Below are 25668 nucleotides of genomic sequence, written 5' to 3'. Positions count from 1 at the left end.
GACGTGACAATGCTTGAGAACCGGACGATCCTGATCACGGGTGCCGCGCGCGGGCTGGGGCGCGAGATCGCGCTGGCCTGCGGGCGTGCCGGCGCGCGTCTGGTTCTGGCCGATATCGACGGGGCGGGGGCGGCCGAATCCGCGCGCCTCGTCGCACAGGATGGCGGAACGGCACGGGCCGCGCACGTGGACCTGGCCTCGGCGGAGAGCATAGCAGAACTGGCCGCCGGCATCGCGGACGACGAAGGCCGGCTTGACGGGCTGGTCAACAATGGTGCCATCGCAACGGGCATCGGCGGCAAGACGCTGGACGAGATCGACATCGAGACCTGGGACCGGGTGATGGCGGTCAATGTGCGCGGGCTGTGGCTGATGACGCGCGCCGCCGTGCCGCTTCTCGCGCAATCGCATGGCGGGCGGATCGTCAATATCGCCTCCGACACCGCGATCTGGGGGGCGCCGCGCCTGCTCACCTATGTTGCCAGCAAGGGCGCGGTGATGTCGATGACGCATTCGCTGGCCCGCGAACTCGGCCCCAAGGGCATTGGCGTGACAGCCGTCGCGCCGGGTATCCTGACGACGGAATCGACTGAATATGTGCCGGAGGAACGCCATCGACTCTACGAATCCGGCCGCGCCGTACCAGGGCCGCAAGGGCCGCAGGACGTGACCGGGACCATCGTTTTCCTGCTCGGGCCGGATGCGCTGACGCTGACCGGGCAGGTGCTGCCTGTGAACCGGGGATTCGTATTCAAATGAGCCGCGCCTGGACAGACATGGTGCTTGAGGGAACCGAATTGCGGCTGTCTGAAGGGGCGGGCGGGCCGGTGCTTGTCTTGCTGCATGGCATCGGCTCCAACATGACCTCGTTCGACGGGCTGTCGGCTCTCCTGCCGGAGGACTGGACGCTCGCCGCCTGGAACGCGCCTGGCTATGGCGGCTCGCAGCCACTTTCAGCGGACTGGCCGGTGGCGGCGGACTATGCCGGTCGGCTGTCGGCCGTTCTCGATGCGGCGGGCATGAACCGGGTCCTGCTGGCCGGCCATTCGCTTGGCACGCTGATGGCGGTGGCCTTCGCGCGTCTCCACCCGGACCGCGTGGCGGGACTGGTTCTGCTGGCCTGCGCGCAGGGCCATGGCGCCGCGCCCGGCATACTGGGGGAAAAGGCGCAGGCCCGGCTCGATGATCTCGCGGCAATGGGGCCGGAAGAATTCGCCCGCAGCCGCGCGCCGCGCCTGATGTATCGCCCGGACGCCATGCCGGCGGTCCGCGACAAGGCCATCGCGGCCATGTCCGCTATCCGTCCGGTGGGCTACGGCCAGGCGGTGCGGATGCTGGCGACGGGCGATCAGAAGGGCGATGCCGAATCGGTGCGCGTGCCCTCGCTGGTCATGGTGGGTGAAAAGGATGCCGTGACGGCGCCGGAACAGAGCCGGGGCGTTCATGACGCCCTTGCCAGGGCGGCGCCGGATCTGCCGCACGTGTTCCGGAGCGTTCCGGACGCCGGGCACATCCTGCACCAGGAATTTCCGGAAGCGGTCGGCGCGGAAATCGTCCGTTTCGAAGCCTCGCTTGCCGGCGCGAGGGAGGCGGCACGATGAGCGGCGATGCGAACGGCTACAGCGTGCCCCCGGTGGAACGGGCCTTCCGTGTGCTGCGCTACATTGCCGACGGCAATTCCTGCGCCAACATGGCGAAGGCGGCCAAGGAAACCGGCATAAACCGGACCACGCTGATCCGGCTCCTGCATACGCTCGAGCAGGAGGCGATGATCGAGAAGGCGCATAACGGACAGGGGTTCGTGCTCGGAACAGGGCTCATCAACCTGGCCGCCAGCGCGCTCTATTCGCGCGACATCGTGCAGGTGGCCCATCCCGAACTGCGCCGGCTGGTGCGCGACCTGGGGCTTTCGGCGCATCTGGGCATCCTTGACCGGCGCGAGATCACCTATCTCCTGCGCGAGACGCCGAACCTGCATCTCGTTTCCAATGTCCGTGTCGGCAGCCGGTTGCCGGCTCATGCCACGACCATCGGGCGCATCATCCTTGCCCATCGCGATTTCGCCGAGGTCGAGGCATTGTTCCGCGCATCCGAAATGACGGCGGCGACGGAGAAGACCGCCACCACGCTTGCCGCGCTCAGCGAGCAGCTGAACGCAGACCGGCGCCTCGGCATCGCCTGGAGCGTTTCGAATTTCGAAGCCGGGATCGGCTCGGCGGCGGCGGCCGTGTTCGATGCGCAGGGCAAGGCCGTCGGCGCGATCAATGTCACCGGGCCGGACCATGAATTCGCCGAAGGCGCGGGCCGGCGCGAGGAGATCGGCCGGAACCTGAGCGCCGCCGCACACCGCATTTCCCATCAGCTCGGGCATATCCCGTCATCCGCCCGTATCCGCCATCTGTCAGGAGGCCAACATGACTGAACCCATGCGCGTCGATTTCCTGCGCGGCATTGCCATGCGCGCGCCCGGCATGAGCGAAACCGCCGATTTCTACGAGGGCACCTGGGGGCTGAAGCGCGTGCCATCGAATGACGGCACGGTCTATCTGCGCGGCACCGGGCCGGAGCCCTATATCTATTCGCTGACCGATGGTGCGGATTTCGGCATCGAATACATCAATTTCGGCATGACGAGCCGGGCGCGGCTGGAAGCGCTTTACGACCATCTTTCAAGGGCCGGGGCACCGCTTGTCGACGAGCCGGCCGAACTGACGACACCGGGCGGCGGCATCGGTTTCCGCGTGCGCGATCCCGACAACCGCATCCTGCGCATCGTGGCGGACACGGCTGACAACAGCGATGCGGCAAGCGAATTCGCCATGCCGGTGAAGGTGTCGCATGTCGTGGTCAACACGCCGGATCTCAAGACGACGGAGGCTTTCTACACGGACATGCTCGGTTTCCGGCTGTCCGACTTCTATGTCGACCGGATGTCCTTTCTGCGGTGCAGCAGCGACCACCACTCCATCGGCCTGTTCCACAATGCCCATGCCAGCGCCAATCACGTGGCCTTCGAGATGCGCGACATGGATTCCTTCATGCGCGGCATCGGGCGGATGAAACAGAAAGGCCATGTGCCGAGCTGGGGTCCGGGGCGCCACGGGCCTGGCAACAATCCGTTCGCCTATTTCGTCTCGCCGTCCGGCTTCGTCATCGAGTTCACCACCGAGTTGCAGCAGATCGACGAGGCAACGCATGTGGCGCAGGAATGGCCCTGGGGCGATCCGGAACTGTCGGACCGCTGGATGACGGCCGGGCCGCCCACGCCTGCCATGCGCGCGGTCATGCTGGGGCGCCCAGACCGGGGTTTCCCGCAGGCGGAGGCGCGCTGAATGGATCTCGGGCTGAAAGGCAAGGTGGCAGTCGTCACCGGCGGATCCTCGGGCATCGGGCTGGCAACGGTGCGCCGGTTTCTCACCGAAGGTGCCCGTGTGGCCTTCTGCGCAAGGGACGCGGAACGGCTCGACACGGTGGCCGACGGGCTGAAAGCCGAATTCGGGGCGGAAAACGTGCTGGGCATCCCGGCATCCGTGCTCGATGCGGAGGCGATGCGCGACTTTGCCGCCCGTGTGCGCGATCATTTCGGCGGCGTGGACATGCTGGTCAACAATGCCGGCCAGGGCCGTGTCTCCACCTTCGCCGGCACCGATGACGAGGCCTGGCGCGAGGAACTGGAGTTGAAATTCTTCAGCCAGATCCATCCCGTGCGGGCCTTCCAGGCCATGCTGAAAGCCAGCGGTTGCGGCGCCATTGTCGGTGTCAATTCGCTGCTCGCCTACCAGCCGGAGCCGCACATGGTGTGCACTTCGGCGGCGCGGGCAGGCGTGCAGAACCTGCTCAAATCGCTGGCGGGCGAACTGGCCCCGCACGTGCGGGTCAATTCCATCCTGCTCGGCATCGTCGTATCCGGCCAGTGGCACCGCCGCTTCGAGGCGCGGGAGGACAAGTCCGTTTCGCTGGAGGACTGGCTCCGGTCGGAAGCCGCCAGGCGGCATATTCCGCTCGGCCGCTTTGGCGAGCCGCACGAGCCGGCCAATGCCATCGTCTTCCTGGCCTCACCCGCGGCCAGCTACATCACCGGTGCCCGGCTGGAAGTTTCCGGCGGGACCTCAAGATTCGTGTGACGCCATGCTGATGAAAACCGACGCGCCGACCAGAACCGAAACCGTGGGCGAGGCCATTGCCCGGCATCTTGCCGATATCGGCGTGACGCGCGTCTTCGGGGTGATCTCGATCCACAACATGCCGATTCTCGATGCCATCGCCCGGCAGGGGCGCATCCGCTTCGTGCCGGCGCGTGGCGAGGCGGGCGCCATGAACATGGCCGATGCCTATGCCCGCGTCTCGCGCTCGCTGGGTGTGGTCATCACCTCGACGGGCACGGGGGCGGGCAACACGGCCGGCGCGCAGGTGGAGGCGCTGACGGCGGGTTCGCCGGTGCTGCATATCACCACCCAGGTGGACCGCCAGTTCATGGACCGCGACCGGGCCGCCATTCACGACGTGCCGCGCCAGACCGACATGCTGAAAGGCATCTCGAAAACATGCCTGCGCATGTGGGAGGCGCGCTCGGTGCATACCGTGCTGTCGGCGGCGGCATCGGCGGCGCTCAGCCCGCCATCCGGGCCGGTGAGCCTTGAAATTCCCGTTGACGTTCAGCGCGAAACGGTGCCGGAGCAGGACTTTATCGCCCGCCCGCTCGTCGTTCGTCCGCTGGCCGGGCAGGACAGTATCGCGGCGCTGGCGGAACTGGTGAAAAAGGCACGCCGGCCGATGCTGTGGCTGGGTGGCGGGGCGCGCCATGCCGGCGACGCGGCGAACGCGCTGGTGGAGCGCGGCTTCTGCGCGGTGTCGAGCACCAATGGCCGGGCGGTGGTGGACGAGGCCAGCCCCTATACGCTCGGCGCCTTCAACATGACGCCGGAGGCGGAAGCGATCTATGCCCAATGCGACCTGATGATCGTCGCCGGTTCGCGTTTGCGCGGCAACGAGACGCGCAACAACACGTTGCCGCTGCCCTCTCCGCTGGTGCAGATCGACGCGGAAGCGACGCAGGGCGCGCGCAATTACCCGGTCGACCTGTTCATCCATGGCGATGCGAAGGATAGCTTGGCCCGGCTTCTCGATCTTTTGCCTGAACGGCTGGAGACGGATGCCGAATTCCGCCATTCCATCGCCATTGCGCGGGTCAAGGCGGAAGGGCGGCTGCGTGACCAGCTTGGCGTCTACCGCGTGATCGCCGACGCATTGCAGGAACGGGTTGCGGCGGGCGGCCATCCCTTCGTGCGCGATGTGACGATTTCCAACTCCACCTTTGGCAATCGCTACGTGCAATTCGCCGCGCCGCATCATGGCGTGCATGCGCTTGGCGGCGGCATCGGGCAGGGCCTTGCCATGGGCATCGGCGCGGGGCTGGTCGAGGGCGAGGCGAAGTCGATCGTTCTCGTCGGCGATGGCGGCGCGCAGCTCGGCATTGCCGAGCTGATCACGGCGGTCGAGGAGAAGGCCAATCTCGTCTACGTGCTGATGAACGACCAGGCCTATGGCGTGATCAAGAACATCCAGGATGCGCAATATGGCAGCCGGCATCACTATTCGGCGCTGCGCACACCGGATTTTGCGCTGATGTGCCAGGCCGTGGGCCTCGCCCATGTGAAGGTGTCCCATGAAACGGCCTTCGCCGGGGCGCTGGACGAGGCGCTTGCCGCTGACGGCCCCGTGCTGATCGAGGTGGACATGTGCGCCATCGGCCCCTTTGCGCAAGCCTTTGCCGGTCCGCCGGCAGGCGCTGCCGGAAAGGGAAACTGATGCTGACGCGGCTTGCGATCATCGGTGCCGGCGCGATCACCGTCGAAATGCTGGCCGTGCTCGGACGCAGCCTGCCGCAACGTCTGGACAGCCTGACCGTGTTGGCACGGCCGGGCAAGAGTGCAGGCGTCGCGCAGGCGCTCGGAACCGCTGCCGAAGCGGTGGCCGATGATTTCCGGGTGGTCGAGTGCGTCACCGCGCTGATCGCGGCGCAACCGGATCTTGCCATCGAGGCTGCCGGCCATGGCGCGGTGGCCGACCATGTTCCGGCCCTGCTGGAAGCGGGCATCGAAACCGTGGTCGTGTCCACCGGTGCATTGAGCGACGAAGCGCTGGCGCAGCGGCTGGAGGCGGCGGCAAGGGCCGGGGAAACGCGGCTGGAGATGTCTTCCGGCGCTGTCGGCGGCATGGACATCCTTGCCGCGCTCGCACGGTCGGATATCCGGTCCGTCACCTACACGTCGCGCAAGCCGCCCAATGCGTGGAAGGGCACGAAGGCGGAGGATGCAATTGGTCTCGACGGCCTGAGCCGCGAGACAGTGTTCTTCGAGGGTACGGCGCGGCAGGCGGCGGCGAATTATCCGAAGAACGCCAATGTGGCGGCGACCATCGCACTGGCCGGGGCAGGGTTCGAGCACACCACCGTGCGCATGATCGCCGATCCGGCCGTGAGCTCGAACATCCATGTCTTCGACGTCGTGTCGGATGCGGCGGAAGTGTCCGTGCGCATCGTCGGCAAGCCGGCACCGGCCAATCCCAAGACATCGCTGCCCACGGTCTACAGCCTCGTGCGCGCGGTGATGAACCGCGTCAACCCCATCGTTTCGTGAAGGCCAGCCCATGAGCATCCAGCCCTGTGCCCTGCCCGAAAACCTGCTGTTCATTGCCGGCGAATGGCGCAAGGGGCGCGGCGCGCCAATCGAATCGCGTTTTTCCGCCGATGGCAGCCTCAACCGGGTGATCGACGGGGCGTCGCGCGAGGACGGCATCGCGGCCATCGAGGCGGCCGTCAAGGCGCAGGCCGATCCGGCCTGGCGGGCGCTGAAACCGCATGAGCGGGCGCGTTTTCTCTACCGCATCGCCGATGGCATCGACGCCAATGCCGGACGCATCGCCTGGATCCAGAGCCGCGACACGGGCAAGACGCTGCGGGAGACGGCGGCGCTGGCGGCGTCCGCCGCCGGTACGTTCCGCTATTTCGGCGCGGTCTGCGAAACCACGGACAGCGATATGACCGCCCAGCGCGGCGATGCGCTGACGCTGTCGCTGCATGAGCCGCTCGGGGTCATCGCGGCGATCACGCCGTGGAACTCGCCCATCGCCTCGGACGCGCAGAAGGTTGCGCCGGCATTGGCGGCGGGCAATGCCGTGATCCTGAAGCCGGCCTCCTGGAGCCCGCTGGTGGCGCTGGAACTGGCGCGCATCATCGAGGAAAGCGGCCTGCCGAAGGGGCTCTTTTCCGTTCTGCCAGGCTCCGGCGCGGAAATCGGCAACCTGCTGGTCGAGCATCCGTCCATCGCGAAGGTGTCGTTCACCGGGGGCACGGCGACGGGCCGGCGCATTGCCATGAAGGCGGCGGAAAAGCTGATGCCGGTCTCGCTGGAACTGGGCGGCAAGTCGCCGACCATCGTTTTCGAGGATTGCGACATGGATCTGGCCATCGCCGGCATCCTGTTCGGCATCTTTTCCTCGTCCGGCCAGTCCTGCATCGCGGGGTCGCGGCTGTTCGTGCAGCGCTCGATCTACGATGCCTTCGTCGCCCGGCTGGTCGAGGCCACGGAGCGGCTCGTCACGGGCCATCCCCATGACGCGGCGACGCAGGTGGCGCCGCTGGTCCATCCCGACCACCGCGCGAGCGTCGAGGGCTTCGTGGCGCGCGCCGTCGCCGATGGCGGACAGGTGCTCACCGGCGGAAGGCGGCCCGACGATCCGGCCCTGGCGGGGGGCGCCTATTACCTGCCGACGATCATCGCCGGACTGGGCAACGACGCCGAGCTTTGCCGCGAGGAAGTCTTCGGCCCGGTGCTGGCCGTTCTGCCCTTCGATGACGAGGCTGACGTGATCGCCAAGGGCAACGACAATCAATACGGGCTGGCCTGCGGCATCTGGACCCGCGATTTCCCGAAGGGCTGGCGGGTGGCGCGCGCCATCCAGGCCGGCACGGTGTGGATCAATACCTACAAGCAATTCTCGATCTCGACGCCGTTCGGTGGCGACAAGGAAAGCGGCATGGGGCGCGAAAAGGGCCGCGCCGGCATGCTCGCCTACACGCGGCAGAAGTCGCTTTACCAGGATCTGTCAGGACAACCGCATCCATGGGCGCGCTGGCCCGGAGCGTGAGGAGGAGAGGACATGGACAACAGGCTATCCATCGCAATCGTCGGCGCGGGCATGGGCGGGCTGACGGCTGCCATCGCGCTCATCGGCATGGGCCATGACGTGACGATTTTCGAGCAGGCGCGCGAATTCGGCCGTGTCGGCGCGGACATCAACCTGACGCCCAACGCGGTGCATGTGCTGGACCGGCTGGGCATTGGCGAGCGGTTGCGCGCAACGGCTGCGCGGCCCACGCACCGCATCAGCCGGATGTGGGACACGGGCGAGGAAACATCCCGTCTGGAAATGAGCGACACGGCGGAGGAAAAATATGGCGCGCCGCAGCTCACCATCCACCGCGCCGACCTGCTCAGCGCGCTGGAGGAAAAGATCGATCCCGCACGGTTCCGGATGGGCTACAAGGCCACGGCGGTGGACGAGAGCGATGATGCGGTGACGGTATCCTTCGCCGATGGCGAGACGCTTTCGTTTGACGTGGTGATCGGGGCCGATGGCATCCATTCGGCTGTGCGCGGCGCGGTGTTCGGGCCGGAAAACCCGCAATTCACCGGCCTTGTCTCGTGGCGGGCGACGTTTCCGCGCGAAAAAGCCGCCGACCTGCCCAATCTCGACGCCTTCACCAAGTGGTGGGGACCGGAGCCGAGCCGGCAGATCGTCACCTTTCCGCTGACGGCAGGGCGCGAGATCTTCGTTTTCGCCACCACGCCTCAGGATGACTGGCGGGAGGAAAGCTGGACCACACCGGGCGACATTGGCGAATTGCGCGCCGCCTATGCCGATTTCAACCCGGAGGCCCGCCGCCTGCTCGATGCCTGCGACAGCGTGACCAAGTCTGCCTTGCATGTGCGCGATCCGCTGCCGCGATGGTCGACGGGCCGCGTGACGCTGCTGGGCGATGCCGCCCATCCGATGACGCCCTTCATGGCGCAAGGCGCCTGCCAGGCCATCGAGGACGCGATCGTGCTGGCGCGGGCGCTCGAAGCCGCCGATGGCGCCGGCGTGCCGGACGCGTTGCAACGCTACGAGGCGGCACGCAAGGAGCGCACCGCAAGGATCCAGATCGCCTCGCGCGGCAATGAATGGCTCAAGAAAGGCGGCAATGCCGACTGGGTCTATGGCTATGACGCCTGGCAGGCCGCGGTCTGACGTCCGCTGTCCCGTCAGGCCCGCGTGACGGCGAGATGATTGTCGAAGCCGAAGCCGCAGGTCCGCTCGACGGCACCGTGGCGGAAAAGCCCTTCGCCCGAGGTGGAGACGAGATCGCCGCCGGCGAAGGCGATGCCGCAGCCATCGCGCAGCGTCTGCGTGCGCAGGATGCGCCCGTCCTTCGGCGATGCCCAGGCGACGTGATTGCCGCGTGGCGAAGACAGGGCCAGCGCCTCGCCATCGGGTGACAGGGCGACAGAGCCGACATAGTTGCGGAAGGCGGCGCGTTCGCTCTCCGGGCGTTCGAACAGGCGCATGGCCTCGCCCGGCGCGGCCGTACCCCAGAGCGGTGGCAGGTCACTGGCGGGGCCTTCATACTGGCAGCCGAAGAGAACGCGCCCATCGGGCGTGGCCGCCATGTGACGGATCGACAATTGATGCAGGGCGGCGGGCGGTTCATGGCGCTCGATCAGGGCGCCGGTTTCCGCGTCGATGAAGGCCAGCGACGGCTTCATGCGCTCGATGTTCAGCTTGGCGCGGCCGAAATCCGGATGGGTTTCGATCCCGCCATTGCAGACGGCAAGCGTCCTGCCATCCGGCATGAGCAGGATTTCATGCGGGCCGGTGCCATGGCTGTCGAACTCGCCGGTCCGGCGGAACCCGTCGGTCGCATCATAGATGCCGATCACACCGCGTGCGCCATCGTAGTCGTTTTCCGTGGCGTAGAGCAGGCGCCCGTCGGCCGAGAAGGCGCCATGGCCGAAGAAATGGCGGCCTTCGGGGGCATGGAAAACGGCGGGTTCGTGCTGGCCGGCGGCATGGAAGGCGACGGCGAAATTGCCGGGACGCCGGGCGAAGGCGACGTATGACCTGCCATCGGGATGCGGCGTGACGTCATGGCCGCGCCCCGGCAGTGCGATACGGGTGACGGTCTCGCCCGTCTCGTTGAGCAACACCGCGCCATGGTTGCCGTCCGCGAAACGGCAGGCCGACGCGATGAGGACGTCGCCGCTCATGGCGGCCCTGGCGGCGCGCGGTGCAAGGGACGCCAGAAAGGTGAAGCCGGCGCCAGCCAGCAAGATGCGGCGATCCAGGACACATGCGGTCATGTCAGTCTCCGTCGAGTGAGGAGAAGCCCGCGACCAGGCCGAAACCGCCCAGAATGCCGGTGGTGGCGACCTCGCGCAGATTGCGCGCGCCGGTTTGCACGAGCGAGAGGAGGGTATGGCCCTGTTCTGTCTCCGCCGCTTGCGGCGCCGGTTGTTCAAGCCGGTCGAGATAGCCCAGCGCCGCTCCTGTCTCGAAGGGCAGGTTGGTCGCGGCATAGGCGGAAACGCCGGCAAGCTGATCCAGCGCGCCGCTCGCCTCGGCAAGCGCCTGCAGCCCGAGGACGTTCTGCCGCAGGGCGTCCGCTGTCAGGCCGGAGCGCCACCAGATGGCGGCCTTGGCTTTGGCCTGACCAGCATCTTCCCCGAGAAAGGGTGCAAGCCGCGTTTCAGCGATCAGTTCATAACCGTTGGGCAGCACTTTCAGGATCGCGGCCAGCGCTTCATCCTTATTGGCGAAGAGCGGATTTGCGCCGCCGGGATGGGTGAGCAGGCGCACGATCTCGCCGTCGATACCCCAGCCGGTGACAAGCGCGCCGGCGTTGGCATCGAGATTGGCGGCGATGGCCCGGCCGACCTGGCAGCGCCAGCCGCCTTCTCCCGGCTCCGCAAGCGCCTCTGCGCCCGTGCCGTGTAGCAGGAATTCCAGCGCGGGAAGCCCCTGAAGGGCGGCACTTTTCCCGGCCATGCCGTTACCGGCCAGTTCCGCCGGATCCGGCTTTGCCAGCAGCGCCTGGATCTGCCGCAGGCCTATGCCGCGCCGGTCCGGATAGAACAGGATCTTCTCCAGCCGGTTGTCCTCGCGGACAGGTCCGAACTGGACGAACTCGATGAAGCTCCATGCCTTGACCGCGCCGGCGAAGGCATCGCGGGCTTGCGCCAGAGATGGCCCGCCGGGCTTTGCACAGAGTTCCGTCACCGCAGCCGCAAGCGCCCCGGTCGAGGCATGGAAGGCGGCATAGGCCGGGCGGATATGGTTCTCGATGGCGGCGCGGACGACGTCGGCCTTGTCCTGCGGGCTTGCCGGAAAGGCGGGCCTGGCAATTGCGCAGGCAAGGCCGAGAGCAAGAAGGGCGGGGGCAAGAAAGGCAGGGGCGAAAGGTCTCACAATGACTCCAGGAATGCGATCAGGGCGTCGCGGGCCGCCTTGTCCAGTGCGGCGAAGCGGTCGCGGGCCGCCTGCGCCTCGCCACCATGCCAAAGGATTGCTTCGGTGAGATCGCGCGCGCGGCCGTCATGCAGGAAATAGGTGTGGCCGCTCACCGTTTCCGTCAAGCCGATGCCCCAGAGCGGCGGCGTTCGCCATTCGCGCCCCGTTGCCACGCCGACAGCCTGTCCGTCGGCCAGGCCCTCGCCCATGTCGTGCAGAAGGAAATCGGAATAGGGCCAGATGAGCTGGAAGGCATGGGCCTTTTTTGCCGCATCGCGCCGGGTGACGAACTTGGGCCTGTGGCAGGACGCACAGCCACTTTCGTAAAACAGTTCCTTGCCATGCAGCACCTGCGGTTTGTCCACATCGCGGCGTGCCGGCACGGCCAGGTTCTCGGAATAGAAGGTGACGAGATCGAGTACCGGGTCGGGTGCTTCGGTGTCGCCCAGGCGCGATTGCACGCCGGTCGGCATGGCGAGGCAATCGGTCTGCGCCTCGGTGCAATCGCCGTGGCTCCTCGGCACATCGGGCGAGGAAATGCCGATATCGCCGGCAAAGGCCTCGGCGCCCTGCTCGCGAATGGATGCGTTTTGCGCCTTCCAGCCGAAACGGCCGATGACGGGCGCATCGCGGGTCGTGCCGCGCGCCAGCGCGACGCGGCCGGAAATGCCATCGCCATCGGCATCGTCGGGATCGGCATTGGCGACGATGTCGGCGGGGTGGATGGCCTGGATCAGGCCCATGCCGATCATCGGGTTGGCGATGCGTGGCGACAGCGTGGTGCCCGGCGCCAGGGGGCCGGAGGCGAGACCTTCCACGGAATATGTGGGGGCGCGCAGCGAAACCAGCGTGCCGTCGGCCAGGGCGACAGGACGTTCCTCATAGGAGATGACCATGCGACCCTCGGCCTTCAGGCCGGTCACCGCCTGGTCCTGCAATTGACCGCCATAGACGGGATCGGGCAGGTTTGGGGCGATGAAGTTCTCAAGCTGCGCGCGTTCCTCGTCGGTCAACGGGCCGCGCGCCAGGCGCAGGAACATGGACGTGGCATCGGCGTCGCCCTCGGGCGGATGGCCGCGCCCATCCTTCAGGTGGCAACTCTGGCAAGCACGTGCATTGAACAGCGGGCCCAAACCATCGGAGGCCTGGGTGGATGATGGCGACGAGACCCAGAGCTTGCGGAACAGGGCATTGCCCAGCTTGAAGGTCTCTTCCTCCCTGAAGGTCAGGTTGGCGGAGGGATGCGAGAAGGCATCGCGGTTGACGATCCTGGTGGAGGTGGCGGCCCCGCCGGCCATGGTCTCGAAGCGCTCGGCCTTCGTGAAGTCGGTCGCCGGGCGCGTGACCCTGGCCACGCGCTTGCGGTCCTTCGGCGTCAGGTCGGTGCGTTCGGCGGGAAAGGCAAAGCCGGTTTCTTCGCCGGCTTGCGCCAAGGGCAGGGGATTGGCCAGGACCGTGAGCAGGACCGCACAGATCAGCATCGGCCTCGCCTGCCGCCAGCCCGTATCCGCGTCATGGCTGTCTTCGGTCATCGGGCCTTGTCCTCATCTCGCAATTTCAAACGCGAAGCTTTTCGACAGGCGGAGGCCGAGGGCATGGCTGGCTTCGCCGCCCTCGCGGAAAAAGCCGTAGCCAGCGGACAGGTCGACGCCATTGTCGAATTCATATCCGGCAGAGAGTTGCGCCATGAAATCATTGTCCCGCCCGCCGCCGAAATATCGGACCTGGCGCATGGTCGCGGCAGCCTCGCCATGCCAGGGGCCGTTGGCGAAGGAAAGGCCGCCGGTCACGTAAACGGCGTCATCGTTGGCGCCGTTGTAGCCGTCGAACACGGCCACTTCGCCGTTGACGCCAAGGGTGATGCCGCTGTCCAGTTCCGTTTCCTTCGCAAGGCCGGCGGCAAAGCCGTTGACGTCGGAAATGTCGCCAGGGCCGGCCGACAGGTGGACATAGCCGAGGTGCCAGGAAAAACCTTCGATGGACGGAATGTCGGAGCCGTCGAGCGTGAACGAAAAATTGTCGAGCCGGCCGGTATTGCCGGGTCCGCCAGCCGCGACAGTGTTGCGGCCGCGCCGCGTGAAGGCTGAATCCGACAGGAACGTGTCGTCGAGATAGAAGACGTTGCCGCCGAGCGTGATGGTGCCGGCGCCCCCGGCATCAATCGCATAGGCGGCGCCGAAACCGATCATTTCCGCCAGTTCGTAATCTTCGGCATATTCGGTGCCATAGACGCCGGGCGTCACGTCCCAGGCCATGCCGAAGCCGGGTGCGAACTTGCCGCCGGTCAGGTTCAGGTTGCCCAGGTCCACCTGCACGTTCAGCGTATCGACATAGAGTCCAACGTCGCCGAAATAGCGGTCGACGGAGGGCAGAGGGTCGAGGACCGGCTCAAGCGTCAGGCCAAGGTTGAACGCGAGCCATTGCGCCGGATTGAAGGTGACCGTCAATTCCGCCTCCGGGTAGAGATCGAGGATCTCGGCGTCCGGATCGTCCGACCGGACGATCCAGTCGGAGGACAGGCCGACCTCGAACTCGCCTTCGATCAGGGGCCGCGGGCCTTCGCCGCGCCTGCGGTCGTCCTCCTCGGCAAGAACGGAAGCCGGAAAAAGGCAGGCCGCGAAGGCCATGGATGCCAGAACCCTGTTCATTGGTGACATTTCCCCTCAAGATTGTTTGTCGGGCAGGCGGCGGCCCTCTTGTCCGCCGCCGGCATTTTCTACTGGAACACCGCGTTCGGGCTGTCGAGACTGTCGGAGCCTTCGAGTGCGATGCCATCAAGGCCGAGCTTCGCGATCACGCGCTCGATGGAGCGGGTCTGGTCGATCAGCGCGTCGATGGCCGCCTGCACGGCGGCGTTGCCAGCCTCGTTGCCCTCGCCGATCATCTGGTCATAGGCCTCCCCGCCTTCGGCGCGCGCTTGCAGCGCCCTCATGGCTTGAACGGTTGCGTCGAGCTTGCCGCGCAGTTCGCTGTCGAGCGCCTTGTCCTTCTGCGCAACGATATTGGAAAGCGACGGGCCCTCGACAGTGGTGCCGTCAATGCGTTCATACTGGCCGAGATAGACATTGCGGATGCCGACGGCGTCGTAAAGATGGGAGGCGTGGGTGTTGTCGGAGAAGCAGTCGTGCTCCTCTTCCGGGTCATGCAGGAGCAGGCCAAGCTTCATCCGCTCGCCAGCCAGTTCGCCATAGGAAAGCGAGCCCATGCCGGTCAGCATGGCGGCAAGGCCGGCCTTGCCTTCCAGCGCCATGCGGGCCGCGCCGCCGTTCGTCCAGTTGGCGACCATTTCCTCCAGGTCGGCGACAAGCAGATCGGTCGCGGCGGCGAGATATTGCCCGCGGCGGTCGCAATGGCCATTGGTGCAGGTGTCGCCTTTCGCATAATCGGTCCATGGCCGGTCGCCCGCGCCGGCATCGGTGCCGTTCAGGTCCTGGCCCCAGAGCAGGAACTCGATGGCATGATAGCCGGTGGCCACATTGGCCTCGATGTCGCCGGCTTCCTGCAATGTGCCCGACAGAAGGGCGGGCGTGATCTCGGAAACGTCGGTCATCTCGCCATTGATGTTGACCGATGTGTTGGCGATCACGTTGGCGGTATAAAGCGCGTTCCGGTCACTCTCGGTGCCGTAGGAGGCGTCGACATAGTCGATCAGGCCCTCGTCGAGCGGCCAGGCATTCACGCGGCCTTCCCAGTCGTCGACGATCGGGTTGCCGAAACGGAACGCTTCCGTCTGCTGGTAGGCGGGACGCGATGCCAGCCAGGCCCGGCGGGCGGCGACCATGGTCTCGGCGGACGGGTTGGCGATCAAGGCTTCGGCGGCCCTGTCGAGATCGCGCGCCCTGGCCAGCGCATCCTGATAGCCGGCGAACGCGATGCCGGCATAGGTGTCGAGAACAGCCTGCGTGTCAGCAGCAAGGGCCGGGCTTGCGGTGCCGAGCAGACCCGCGACGAGCGCGGGCGCAAGGCGTTTCAGAAGCTTGGTTTTCATCGGATCCCTCCAGTCGGTTTTCAGGCAAAGCCAAGCCGTCCGGTGCGCGCGCAGGTCCGGTGAATTCAGCCGGGGGCGGCGGCCGGACCTGATCGCGGCACCGCACAATCCTGACGTGCGGCCGTTTGTTTCAGCGTTCGCTTTTGGATATGGAGGCTTGAAACCAGAGTCAAATCATCTAGTTTGGAAACGTTACAATCTGCGCCTCGTGGCGCAAGCCGGAGATCCCCATGCGCCTGACACGCCAGACCAATTATGCCATCCGCATGATGATGTATTGCGCGGCCAATCCGGCGGAACTCAGCCGGGTTCCTGTCATTGCGAAGGCCTACGGCGTCTCCGACCTTTTCCTGTTCAAGATCCTGCATCCGCTGGTGGAGGCAGGGCTTATGGTGACGGTGCGCGGGCGCAATGGCGGCGTGAAACTGGCCAGGGCGGCGGAGGACATCACGCTGTTCGACGTCGTGCGGGTGACGGAAGAGAATTTCGTGATGGCCGAGTGTTTCGAGAACGAGGCCGCCGACTGTCCGCTGATCGACGCCTGCGCGCTGAATTCGGCGCTGCGCGAGGCGCTCAATGCCTTCTTCGCGGTGCTGGCGGCGCATACCATCGCGGACCTGGTGCGCAACAGGCCCCATGTCAATGCGTTGCTGGGGCTGGAGCCGGCGGCCTGATCCGGTGGCGGCTGGACAAGCCCGGTCTTTCTTTTCATACCGGTGCCGATGGCAGCCATCGGCGCCATGGCGAGGGTGAAGGACGGCCAGGAGCAAGCACCATGACCATGCCCTTTCCGGTGATCGCGGGCGATATCGGCGGCACGAATTCGCGCTTTCGCGTGATCGGGCCGGACGGCGCCGCCATGGGCGAGACGGTGGAGCTGAAGAATGCCGCCTGGCCGTCCATCGTCGAAGCGCTGACGGCAGCCTATCCGGCCGATGTCATCCATGCCGCGCAGACACTTGTCATCGCGGTGGCCTGCCCGGTGAACGAGCCGCCGTTCCATCTGACGAATTCGCCCTGGGTCATCGATCCCGAGGCCATCCGCACCGCGCTCGGGCTGGAGCAGGTGCAGGTGATGAACGACTTTCTCGCCCAGGGGCTGGCCTGTGCGAGCCTGCCCGGCGATGCGATGCAGCAGATCGGCGGATCGGCACGCGAGGAGGATGCGCCGCGTGTCGTCATCGGACCGGGCACGGGGCTGGGCGTCGCGCAGATCGTGCGGGCCTGCGGCAAATGGGTGGTCATTCCGGGCGAGGGCGGCCACCTGGATCTGGGTCCGCGCACGCAACGCGAATTCGCGCTCTGGCCCCATCTGGAGATGCGCGGTTGCCGGCTGGAAGTGGAAATGGCGGTGTCCGGGCAGGGGCTGGAAAACCTCTATCGTGGGCTGAAGCGGCTGGAGGGCAGGCCAGACAGCGAATCGGTTGTCCGCGCGGCGGCAATCACCGGGCTGGCCCATGCGGGCGACGGGCTGGCGGTGGAGGCGGTGACGCTGTTCACCACGTTCCTGGCGCGCTATTGCGGCGATCTCGCCCTTCTGACCCTGGCCCGCGGCGGCGTTTACCTGGCCGGCGGCATGACGGCTCACCTCATCGATCTGGTTCGCGGCCCGGCCTTCCGCCACGCCTTCGAGGACAAACCGCCTTTCACCGCGATCATGGCAGGAATCCCGCTCTTCCTGATGCCCGGCGGCACCCCGGCGCTGGACGGGATTTCCGCCTATGCCGCCAATCCGCATGCCTTCGAGGTGGAACGGGCCATCCACGTGACGCGATGACCGGGCTTGACGCTGCCGGCAAAACAGTAAGTATGCGTCCTATATGGTTTGTCCCGTAACCGGGACCGCCGCGAGGCACGAGAAGGATGCGCCATGGGCGAGCAATTGGGCAGGCTTGAGGATTTGCCGCAGGATTACCGCGACGACATGGCGGCGGCCGGAGTGGCGCCGCTATGGCCGATGATGCGCAACGTGCTGCCGCATGGGCAGCCGAACGCAGTGACGCGGCCGGGCTACTGGAACTACGGAAAGCTGCGGCCGCTGCTGATGCGTGCGGGCGAACTGACGCCGGTGGAGAAGGCCGAGCGGCGAGTGCTTGTCCTGTCCGATCCGGGGCGCGGCGTCGGCGCGATGCAGGCCACGGCTTCCATCTACCTGGGCATGCAGCTTCTGCTGCCCGGCGAAACGGCGCCGGCCCATGTGCATACGCCGAGCGCGGTGCGGGTGATCGTGGAGGGCAAGGGCGGCTATACGGTCGTCGATGGCGAGAAGCTGCCGATGGAAGAAGGCGATCTGGTGCTGACGCCGGGCGGTGAATGGCATGACCATGGCCATGAGGGAAGCGAGCCGGTCGTGTGGCTGGATGCCCTCGACCTGCCGCTGTTCTACTATCTGGAAGGATCCTATGCGACGGAAGGGCCTTTGCAGGCGCAGCGCAACCGGCCCGATGCCAGCCAGGTCGAATACCTGGCGGCCGGACTGGCGCCGTCGCGCAAGCCGGGTGCGGGAATGCGCCGCTATCCGATGATGCGCTATCCGTGGACCCGAACCGAAGCGGCCTTGCGCCAGGTCGCGGCGCATGGCGGCGACGCGGTGGCGGAACTGGATTTCGTCAACCCGGAAACTGGGGCGGACGTGCTGCCGACCATGGGATTCACGGCCATGATGATTCCGGCAGGCGGGCGCGAGGCGCCGCCGCTGCGCTCTTCCTCCGGTGCATTTCACGTGGTCAGGGGGCAGGGCCGCACGGTCATCAATTGCGAGACCATCGCATGGGGGCCGAAGGACACGTTCACGGCGCCGGTCTTTGCAGCCATCACGCATGAGGCGGCGGAGGAATCCTTCCTCATCCGGGTCCACGACCGGCCGCTGCAGGAGAAACTCGGTTACTACGAGGAACGAGCCCGGTGAGCGCAGACGCATCCCTTCTTTTCGACATTCCCGCTTCCCCGGTCGTGCCGGTCAAGGGCGAGACAGCCGGTTATCCGGTCCATCGCATCTTCTGCGTCGGACGCAATTACGCCGCCCACGCGGCTGAAATGGGCGTGGAGGTGGACCGTGAGGCGCCGTTCTATTTCACCAAGGCGGCGAGCGCGATCGTCCAGAGCGGCGCGACCATCCCCTATCCGCCGGGAACGGAAAACTTCCACTACGAAATGGAATTCGTGGTCGCGCTGGGCGCCCCGGCGTTCAGGGTGTCGCCCGGTGACGCGGCGAAAGCCGTCTACGGCTATGCCTGCGGGCTGGACATGACGCGGCGCGACCTGCAACTGGCGGCGCGCGCCAAGCAACGCCCGTGGGATCTCGGCAAGGACGTGGAGCAATCGGCGGCCATCGCGGAAATCACCAAGGCCGCGGCGTTTGGCGCGGTCGGGCCGCAGGCGATCCGGCTGACGGTGGACGGTGCGCTGAAGCAGGATGCCGTTCTCGACGACCTGATCTGTAGCGTCGACGAGCTGGTGTCGCATCTGTCGCATTACTACCACCTGCGCGCGGGCGACCTGATCTACACGGGAACGCCGGCCGGTGTCGGCCCTGTCGAACCCGGTCAGGCCATCGTCGGCACGATCGACGGGCTGGCGCCGGTGGAGCTGACGATCGGCCAGCCGGAATAGGCTGGCCGCAAAAGGGGGAAGGCTCGAGTTCGCGCGGCGGTTGCCGTAGCGTCGGATGGTGAAATTTGACCAAAGGGTTGACGTTTGCGCCTCCCCCATGCCCAATTGAACCTCGGTCTTACATCCAAGGTTCAAGAATGGGAGAAGCAGCATGATGAAAACCGTAGCTGGCGCCTTGATCGTAGCAAGCGGGATGACCCTGTCTGCCTCGGCTTTTGCCGCCGACCAGCAGTTCATTTCCATCGGCACGGGTGGCGTCACCGGCGTCTATTACCCGACCGGCGGCGCGATCTGCCGCCTCGTCAACAAGAATCGCAAGGAGCACGGCATCCGCTGCTCGGTCGAATCGACGGGCGGTTCTGTCTACAACATCAACACGGTCCGCGCCGGCGAGCTGGAGTTCGGCGTCGCCCAGTCCGACTGGCAGTACCATGCCTATCACGGCACTTCCAAGTTCGAGGACCAGGGCGCCTGGGAAGGCGAACGGGCGGTCTTTTCCGTTCATCCGGAACCGTTCACGCTGATCGTGCGCGAGGGCTCCGGCATCGAGGGCTTCACCGACCTGAAGGGCAAGAAGGTCAATGTCGGCAATCCGGGTTCGGGCCAGCGGGCGACGATGGAAGTCGTCATGGACGCCTTCGGCATCAAGATGGACGATTTCGCGCTTGCCGCCGAACTGAAGGGCTCGGAAATGGCCCAGGCGCTGTGCGACGGCAAGATCGACGCGATGATCTACACGATCGGTCATCCGGCTGCCGCCATCACCGAGGCCGCCACGACCTGCGATGTGAATCTCGTTTCGGTGGAAGGCGATCCGATCACGAAACTGGTCGACGAAAACCCCTATTACCGCGTCGCCACGATCCCGGGCGGTACCTACAAGGGCACGGATGAAGACGTGACGACGTTTGGCGTGGGGGCCACCTTCATCACCTCGGCGGATGTGTCCGAGGAGGTCGTCTACACGGTGGTCAAGGCCGTGTTCGACAATTTCGACGACTTCAAGAAGCTGCATCCGGCCTTTTCCAACCTGAAGGAAGAGGAGATGATCAAGGACGGTCTCTCCGCGCCGCTGCATGACGGTGCCGTGAAGTACTACAAGGAGCGCGGCTGGATGTAATCCGTCCGGCGCGACCGGGTTGAAGGCCCGCGATCCGGGTAATCCGGGCGGGCAAGACCTCTTCGGGCCGGGTAGCAATGCTGCCCGGCCCGATTTTGTCCGGGACCGCGGCTGAAATGCGTGGCCCGGAAACCTGCGGGACAAGCAGGCCGCCGCCGGCATGGCGGCAAGACGTGGGGACAAGCGAGGGACCGTGCCATGAGCGAGGCTGCAGACAAGAAGCGACCGGATGTCGACGTCGACATGATGGTCGCGGAGGTGGAGAGCGGGGCGCGCAACGCGACCGGTCTTGCGGGTCGGTTCATCCTGGCGCTGTGCTTCGTATGGTCGCTGTTCCAGCTTTACATCGCCTCCGACATCCCTTTCATCCTGACCACGATGACGGGTGCCAATGTCGTCTTCAACAACCAGGAAGCCCGGCAGGTGCATCTGGCCTTCGCCCTGGCGCTGTCCATGCTGGCCTATCCGCTGTTCAAGTCCAGCCCGCGCGACCGGGTTCCCCTCTATGACTGGGGACTTGCCATTCTCGGCGCGGCTTCCTGCCTGTACCTGCTGTGGTTCAAACAGGACATAGCCGACAGGGCCGGCCTGCCGACCACGGCGGATCTCGTGATGTCGACCATCGGCATGCTGTCGCTGGCCATCGCGGTTTACCGGGCGCTGGGCCTGCCGCTTGTCATCGTCGCGTCCGTCTTCGTCTTCTACGTTTTCTTCGGCCATCTCGATGCCATGCCGGACGCGATCCAGTGGAAGGGCGCTTCCTTCGGCAAGGCGATGTGGCACTACTGGATGCAGACGGAGGGCGTGTTCGGGGTGGCGCTCGGCGTTTCGGCCTCGATGATCTTCCTGTTCGTGCTGTTCGGATCGCTGCTGGAGAAGGCGGGTGCGGGCAATTACTTCATCAAGCTGGCGTTCGCGCTGCTGGGACACCTGCGCGGCGGACCCGCCAAGGCGGCGGTCGTCGCATCCGCCCTTTCCGGCCTCTATTCGGGGTCTTCCATCGCCAATGTCGTGACGACCGGCACCTTCACCATCCCGCTGATGAAGCGCACCGGCTTCAAGCCGGAAAAGGCGGGCGCGGTGGAAGTGGCCTCGTCGACCAACGGGCAGTTGACACCGCCGGTGATGGGCGCGGCAGCCTTCCTGATTTCCGAGTTCACGGGCGTCGCCTATCCCGAACTCATCAAGCACGCCTTCCTGCCGGCGATCATCTCCTATATTGCGCTGGTCTATATCGTTCATCTGGAAGCCCTGAAGATGGGGCTGAAGGGGCTGGAGCGGCCGACGGTCGTGGGCACGCTGGCGCAGCGCCTGTCGGGCGTACTGCTCGGTTTCATCGCCATGGCGGTGGTGGCCGCGGCCGTCTATTACGGCCTCGGCTGGGTCAAGGTGGTCTTCCCCGGCATGACCTTCTATACCGCGCTGCTGCTGTTCCTGGCGGCCTATGTGGCGCTGGTCTACAAGGCGGCGCAGCATCCGGACCTGGAGATGGATGACCCGAACGCGCCGATGGAGGTGCTGCCGCGCCCCTGGGACGTGGCGATCACCGGGTTTCACTACATCCTGCCGATCGTCATCCTGATCTGGTGCATCCTGGTCGAGCGCCTTTCGCCGACGCTGTCAGCCTACTGGGCAACCGTGTCGATGATCTTCATCGTTCTGACCCAGAAGCCGCTGAAGCGAGCGATTCGCGGCGAGGGCGGCTTCGGCCAGGGCTTTTCGGACGGCTGGCGCGATTTCGTGGACGGCATGATCGCCGGTGCGCGCAACATGATCGGCATCGGCGTGGCCACGGGGGCGGCCGGCGTCATCGTCGGCACGGTGTCGCTGACCGGCGCGCACCAGGTGGTGGGCGAGTTCGTCGAGTTCCTGTCGGGCGGATCGCTGATCGCCATGCTGCTGCTGGTGGCGGTGATGAGCCTCATCCTCGGCATGGGGCTGCCGACGACGGCGAACTATATCGTCGTCTCCTCGCTGATGGCGCCGGTGATCGTGTCGGTGGGCGCGGCGCAGGGGCTGATCGTTCCGCTGGTCGCGGTGCACCTGTTCGTGTTCTATTTCGGCATTCTTGCCGATGACACACCGCCCGTGGGCCTTGCGGCCTTCGCTGCGGCGGCGATCTCGGGCGGCGATCCCATTCGCACCGGCGTGCAGGGCTTTACCTATGACATCCGCACGGCGCTGCTGCCGTTCCTGTTCATCTTCAACACGGAACTGCTGCTGATCGACGTGACGGCGGTCAAGGCGGTGTTCATCTTCGTGGTTGCCGTGATCGCCATGATGCTGTTTGCCGCCGCGACGCAGGGCTATTTCCTGACGCGCTCGCGCATCTGGGAATCGGTCGCGCTGCTGCTTGTTGCCTTCACCCTGTTCCGGCCCGGTTTCTGGCTCGACTATGTGCAGGAGCCCTATGACAACCGGCCGGGGGCGGAGGTGATCGAACTGGCGGCGCAGCAGCCGGAGAACGGGACGCTGCGCATGGTCGTTCGCGGGCCCGATTTCGACAAGCCGGACGTGGTTTCCGAGCGGACGATCATTGCCGAGCTTGGCGCGGCAGGCGACGGGGCGGACCGGCTGGACCAGGCCGGCCTCATGGTGAGCGTGGACGATGGCAAGGCCATTCTGGAAGAACCGCTGGCGGGCACCCAGTTCTTCACGGAGTTCCAGGGTTTCGATTTCTACGGCGATGCGCCGGTCGAGATCGCGGTGGTGCAGACAGAAGCAGAGCGCATGCCCAAGGAAGTCTTCTACATTCCGGCCTTGCTGCTGCTGGCTGTCGTGGTGCTGTTCCAGCGCCGCCGCCAGACCGTGCCGGCGTTCTGAGGGGAGGAAAGGCGATGTACAAGACCATACTCGTGCCCATCGACCTCGGTGAAAAGGCGGTGGCGGGGCAAACCGTCGACGTGGCCGCCGACATGGCGCGGCGCTATGGTGCGGAGATGCACGTGCTGACCGTGGTGCCGTCCTACGGGTTTGCCATTGTCGGCGCCGGCTTTCCAAAGGATTACGAGAAGCAATTGCTGACCAATGCCCAGCATTCGCTCAAGACGTTCCTCGACGCGTGCCCGCTGGAGGACATAACCGTCCACGGCCATGTCGCGCACGGCACGATCTATGACGAGATCATGAAAGCGGCCGATGCGCTCAAGTGCGATCTCATCGTCATGGCCTCGCATCGTCCCGAACTGAAGGACTACCTGCTTGGCCCTAATGCCGCCCGGGTGGTGCGTCACGCCCGGCAATCGGTTTTCGTGGTACGTGACGCCGGGTGACATGCCATGGGCCAGGCCCATCTTTTCGGCCGCTCCACCGGAGCGGACATTCCCGTCGCCGTGGGGGGCGACGGCTGCTACATCATCGACGCGAACGGCAAGCGCTATTTTGACGGGTCCGGCGGGGCAGCCGTTTCCTGCCTCGGCCATTCCGACCGTGCCGTCAGCGATGCCATACGCGGCCAGCTTGACCGGATCGCCTTTGCCCATACCGGCTTCTTTTCCTCCGAACCGGCTGGAGAACTGGCCGATCTGCTGATCGACCATGCGCCGGAGGGGATCGACAGGGTCTATCTCGTGTCGGGCGGCTCGGAAGCGGTGGAGGCGGCGATCAAGCTGGCGCGGCAATATTTCCTGGAGAAAGGCGAGAGCACGCGCAGCCGCATCATCGCCAGGCGCCAGAGCTATCATGGCAACACGCTGGGTGCGCTGGCCGCCGGCGGGAACGAATGGCGGCGTGCGCAGTTCGCGCCGCTGCTGGCCGAAACATCCCATATCAGCCCGGTTTACGAGTACAGGGGACGGCAGGCGGGCGAGAGCACCTTCGACTACGGACAGCGCGTGGCCAATGAACTGGAAGCGGAAATCCTGCGTCTCGGCCCGGAAAACGTGATGGCCTTCATCGCCGAGCCGGTGGTGGGCGCGACGGCTGGCGCGGTACCGCCCGTGGAGGGTTATTTCAAACGCATCCGCGAGATTTGCGACGCCCATGGCGTTCTGCTGATTCTCGACGAGGTGATGTGCGGCATGGGGCGCACCGGCACGCTGTTTGCCTGCGAGCAGGAGGGCGTGCGGCCGGACATCGTGACCATCGCCAAGGGGCTTGGTGCCGGTTACCAGCCGATCGGCGCCATGTTGTGCTCGGCCGCCATCTATGACGCCATCGCGGCGGGATCCGGCTTCTTCCAGCATGGCCATACCTATATGGGCCATCCGCTGGCGGCGGCAGCATCCTGCGCGGTGCTCAAGCGGATCACCGGGGACGGGCTGCTGGACAATGTGCGCGACAAGGGGGCGAAGCTGCGCGCGCGCCTCGACGCGGCGTTCGGCCAGCATGCCCATGTCGGCGACATTCGCGGGCGCGGTCTTTTCCTCGGTATCGAATTCGTCGAGAACCGGGAGACGAAGGCGCCCTTCGACCCCAAGCGGGGGCTTGCCAGGGCGCTGAAGAAGGCCGCCTTCAATGAAGGCCTGATCTGCTATCCGATGAGCGGGACGATCGATGGCGTGAATGGCGATCACGTCCTGCTGGCTCCGCCGTTCATCATGGATGACACGCAGGTGGAGGAAGTGGCGGAGAAGCTCTCGGTCGCCGTGAAACGGGTGCTTGGATGAGCGTCACGCCGCTGCCGGTGCTGATGGTCGCGCCCAATGGCGCGCGGCGGACGAAGGCCGACCACCCGGCGCTGCCGGTGAGTGTGGCGGAGACGGTGGAGGCGGCGCTTGCCTGCCATGAGGCGGGCGCGGGCGGGCTGCATGCGCATGTGCGCGACCGGCAGGGCGCGCATGTGCTCGATGCGGGGCTCTACCGTGAACTGATTGCCGAGATGGGGCTTCGCGCCCCGGCCATGGCCGTGCAGATCACCACGGAAGCGGTCGGCCGCTATTCGCCCGCCGAACAGCGGGCGGTTGTGCGGGCTGTGATGCCGGACATGGTGTCGGTGGCGCTGTCGGAAATGATCCCCGACCCCGCGGACATGGCCGAAGCGCGCCGTTTCTATCACTGGGCGCATGAAGCCGGGATCGCCGTGCAACACATTCTCTACGCGCCCGAACAGGTCGCGGCGCTCGGCAGGCAAGTCTCATCGGGCGTTATCCCGCGCGCCGACCTGCAGGTTCTGTTCGTGCTCGGGCGCTACAGCGAGGGGCAGCAGAGCGACCCGGCCGACCTTGGCCCATTCCGTACGGCGCTGGCTGCAACCGGGCTTGCCGCAGATTGGGCGCTCTGCGCCTTCGGGCAGGCGGAAACCGATTGCCTGCTGGCCGCACTCAAGGCCGGGGGAAAGGCACGCTGCGGCTTCGAGAACAGCCTGTGGAACCGCGACGGTGCGCTGGCCCGCGACAATGGCGAGCGCATCGCGGAGGTGGTGCGGCTGGTAGGGCTTGCCGCCGGAGGATAAGCGCGACCG

General features: G+C 66.1%; 23 protein-coding genes. 18 read left to right on the top strand and 5 right to left on the bottom strand.

The window, feature by feature from the left end; all coding sequences use genetic code 11:
* Positions 1-9 precede the first annotated feature (9 nt).
* From R3D65_RS14705 to R3D65_RS14665, 9 genes are read left to right on the top strand one after another with little or no spacing between them, the layout of a single operon-like run.
* Positions 10-759: an SDR family oxidoreductase gene (locus R3D65_RS14705; RefSeq protein ID WP_371275992.1), complete on the top strand. Its 750-nt coding sequence runs from the start codon at positions 10-12 to the stop codon at positions 757-759.
* Complete coding sequence (locus tag R3D65_RS14700; protein ID WP_371275991.1) at positions 756-1601, top strand: alpha/beta fold hydrolase; 846 nt, start codon at positions 756-758, stop codon at positions 1599-1601. Before R3D65_RS14705 ends, R3D65_RS14700 begins: the two co-directional genes overlap by 4 nt.
* Positions 1598-2422: an IclR family transcriptional regulator gene (locus tag R3D65_RS14695; protein WP_371275990.1), complete on the top strand. Its 825-nt coding sequence runs from the start codon at positions 1598-1600 to the stop codon at positions 2420-2422. Before R3D65_RS14700 ends, R3D65_RS14695 begins: the two co-directional genes overlap by 4 nt.
* The gene (locus R3D65_RS14690) at positions 2415-3332 is read left to right on the top strand and encodes a VOC family protein (RefSeq protein WP_371275989.1); all 918 of its coding nucleotides are present in this window, start codon (positions 2415-2417) and stop codon (positions 3330-3332) included. Before R3D65_RS14695 ends, R3D65_RS14690 begins: the two co-directional genes overlap by 8 nt.
* Positions 3333-4124, top strand: a complete 792-nt coding sequence (locus R3D65_RS14685) for an SDR family oxidoreductase (RefSeq protein WP_371275988.1) — start codon at positions 3333-3335, stop codon at positions 4122-4124.
* A 4-nt stretch (positions 4125-4128) separates the two neighbouring features.
* Entirely contained in the window at positions 4129-5808 is a 1680-nt protein-coding gene (locus tag R3D65_RS14680; protein WP_371275987.1) for a thiamine pyrophosphate-binding protein, read from the top strand.
* On the top strand, positions 5808-6638 hold the full coding sequence (locus R3D65_RS14675) for an aspartate dehydrogenase (RefSeq protein WP_371275986.1): 831 nt from the start codon (positions 5808-5810) through the stop codon (positions 6636-6638). The genes R3D65_RS14680 and R3D65_RS14675 overlap by 1 nt, the downstream gene beginning before the upstream one ends.
* Before the next feature lie 10 nt (positions 6639-6648).
* Positions 6649-8148 carry an aldehyde dehydrogenase gene (locus R3D65_RS14670; RefSeq protein ID WP_371275985.1) on the top strand — a complete coding sequence of 500 codons (1500 nt, stop codon included), beginning with the start codon at positions 6649-6651 and terminating at the stop codon, positions 8146-8148.
* 12 nt (positions 8149-8160) lie between these two features.
* A complete protein-coding gene (locus R3D65_RS14665; RefSeq protein WP_371275984.1) occupies positions 8161-9291 on the top strand; it encodes an FAD-dependent monooxygenase in 1131 nt (376 codons plus the stop codon).
* Between the two features lie 14 nt (positions 9292-9305).
* Here the strand turns inward: R3D65_RS14665 and R3D65_RS14660 are convergent, their stop codons facing one another.
* From R3D65_RS14660 to R3D65_RS14640, 5 genes are all read right to left on the bottom strand, one after another.
* Positions 9306-10400 (bottom strand): DUF1513 domain-containing protein, encoded by a 1095-nt coding sequence (locus R3D65_RS14660; protein ID WP_371275983.1) that lies wholly within the window; start codon positions 10398-10400, stop codon positions 9306-9308.
* A gap of 1 nt (position 10401) precedes the next feature.
* Positions 10402-11505, bottom strand: a complete 1104-nt coding sequence (locus R3D65_RS14655) for an imelysin family protein (RefSeq protein ID WP_371275982.1) — start codon at positions 11503-11505, stop codon at positions 10402-10404.
* Complete coding sequence (locus tag R3D65_RS14650) at positions 11502-13079, bottom strand: di-heme oxidoredictase family protein (protein ID WP_371275981.1); 1578 nt, start codon at positions 13077-13079, stop codon at positions 11502-11504. Before R3D65_RS14650 ends, R3D65_RS14655 begins: the two co-directional genes overlap by 4 nt.
* A gap of 12 nt (positions 13080-13091) precedes the next feature.
* Positions 13092-14195 (bottom strand): hypothetical protein, encoded by a 1104-nt coding sequence (locus R3D65_RS14645; protein ID WP_371275980.1) that lies wholly within the window; start codon positions 14193-14195, stop codon positions 13092-13094.
* 68 nt (positions 14196-14263) lie between these two features.
* Complete coding sequence (locus R3D65_RS14640; protein WP_371275979.1) at positions 14264-15535, bottom strand: imelysin family protein; 1272 nt, start codon at positions 15533-15535, stop codon at positions 14264-14266.
* A gap of 230 nt (positions 15536-15765) precedes the next feature.
* On the opposite strand from R3D65_RS14640, the gene rirA reads away from it, so the two are divergent.
* The 9 genes from rirA (at position 15766) to R3D65_RS14595 (ending at position 25659) form a co-directional block, all read left to right on the top strand.
* Positions 15766-16209: an iron-responsive transcriptional regulator RirA gene (gene rirA, locus R3D65_RS14635; RefSeq protein WP_371275978.1), complete on the top strand. Its 444-nt coding sequence runs from the start codon at positions 15766-15768 to the stop codon at positions 16207-16209.
* Positions 16210-16310: 101 nt separating this feature from the next.
* Positions 16311-17312 carry an ROK family protein gene (locus tag R3D65_RS14630; protein WP_371275977.1) on the top strand — a complete coding sequence of 334 codons (1002 nt, stop codon included), beginning with the start codon at positions 16311-16313 and terminating at the stop codon, positions 17310-17312.
* Between the two features lie 93 nt (positions 17313-17405).
* Positions 17406-18443 (top strand): cupin domain-containing protein, encoded by a 1038-nt coding sequence (locus R3D65_RS14625; RefSeq protein ID WP_371275976.1) that lies wholly within the window; start codon positions 17406-17408, stop codon positions 18441-18443.
* Positions 18440-19147, top strand: a complete 708-nt coding sequence (locus R3D65_RS14620) for a fumarylacetoacetate hydrolase family protein (RefSeq protein WP_371275975.1) — start codon at positions 18440-18442, stop codon at positions 19145-19147. The genes R3D65_RS14625 and R3D65_RS14620 overlap by 4 nt, the downstream gene beginning before the upstream one ends.
* A 151-nt stretch (positions 19148-19298) precedes the next feature.
* Complete coding sequence (locus tag R3D65_RS14615) at positions 19299-20267, top strand: TAXI family TRAP transporter solute-binding subunit (RefSeq protein WP_371275974.1); 969 nt, start codon at positions 19299-19301, stop codon at positions 20265-20267.
* Between the two features lie 198 nt (positions 20268-20465).
* Positions 20466-23090 (top strand): TRAP transporter permease, encoded by a 2625-nt coding sequence (locus R3D65_RS14610; RefSeq protein WP_371275973.1) that lies wholly within the window; start codon positions 20466-20468, stop codon positions 23088-23090.
* Between the two features lie 14 nt (positions 23091-23104).
* Positions 23105-23539, top strand: coding sequence for a universal stress protein (locus R3D65_RS14605; protein ID WP_371275972.1), 435 nt, complete (start codon positions 23105-23107; stop codon positions 23537-23539).
* Positions 23540-23545: 6 nt separating this feature from the next.
* Positions 23546-24874 (top strand): aspartate aminotransferase family protein, encoded by a 1329-nt coding sequence (locus R3D65_RS14600; RefSeq protein WP_371275971.1) that lies wholly within the window; start codon positions 23546-23548, stop codon positions 24872-24874.
* Complete coding sequence (locus tag R3D65_RS14595) at positions 24871-25659, top strand: 3-keto-5-aminohexanoate cleavage protein (protein WP_371275970.1); 789 nt, start codon at positions 24871-24873, stop codon at positions 25657-25659. Before R3D65_RS14600 ends, R3D65_RS14595 begins: the two co-directional genes overlap by 4 nt.
* Positions 25660-25668 lie beyond the last annotated feature (9 nt).

The organism is Zhengella sp. (assembly GCF_041397485.1).
GTDB lineage: Bacteria > Pseudomonadota > Alphaproteobacteria > Rhizobiales > Rhizobiaceae > Zhengella.
This window is presented reverse-complemented; position numbering and strand designations above follow the sequence as displayed.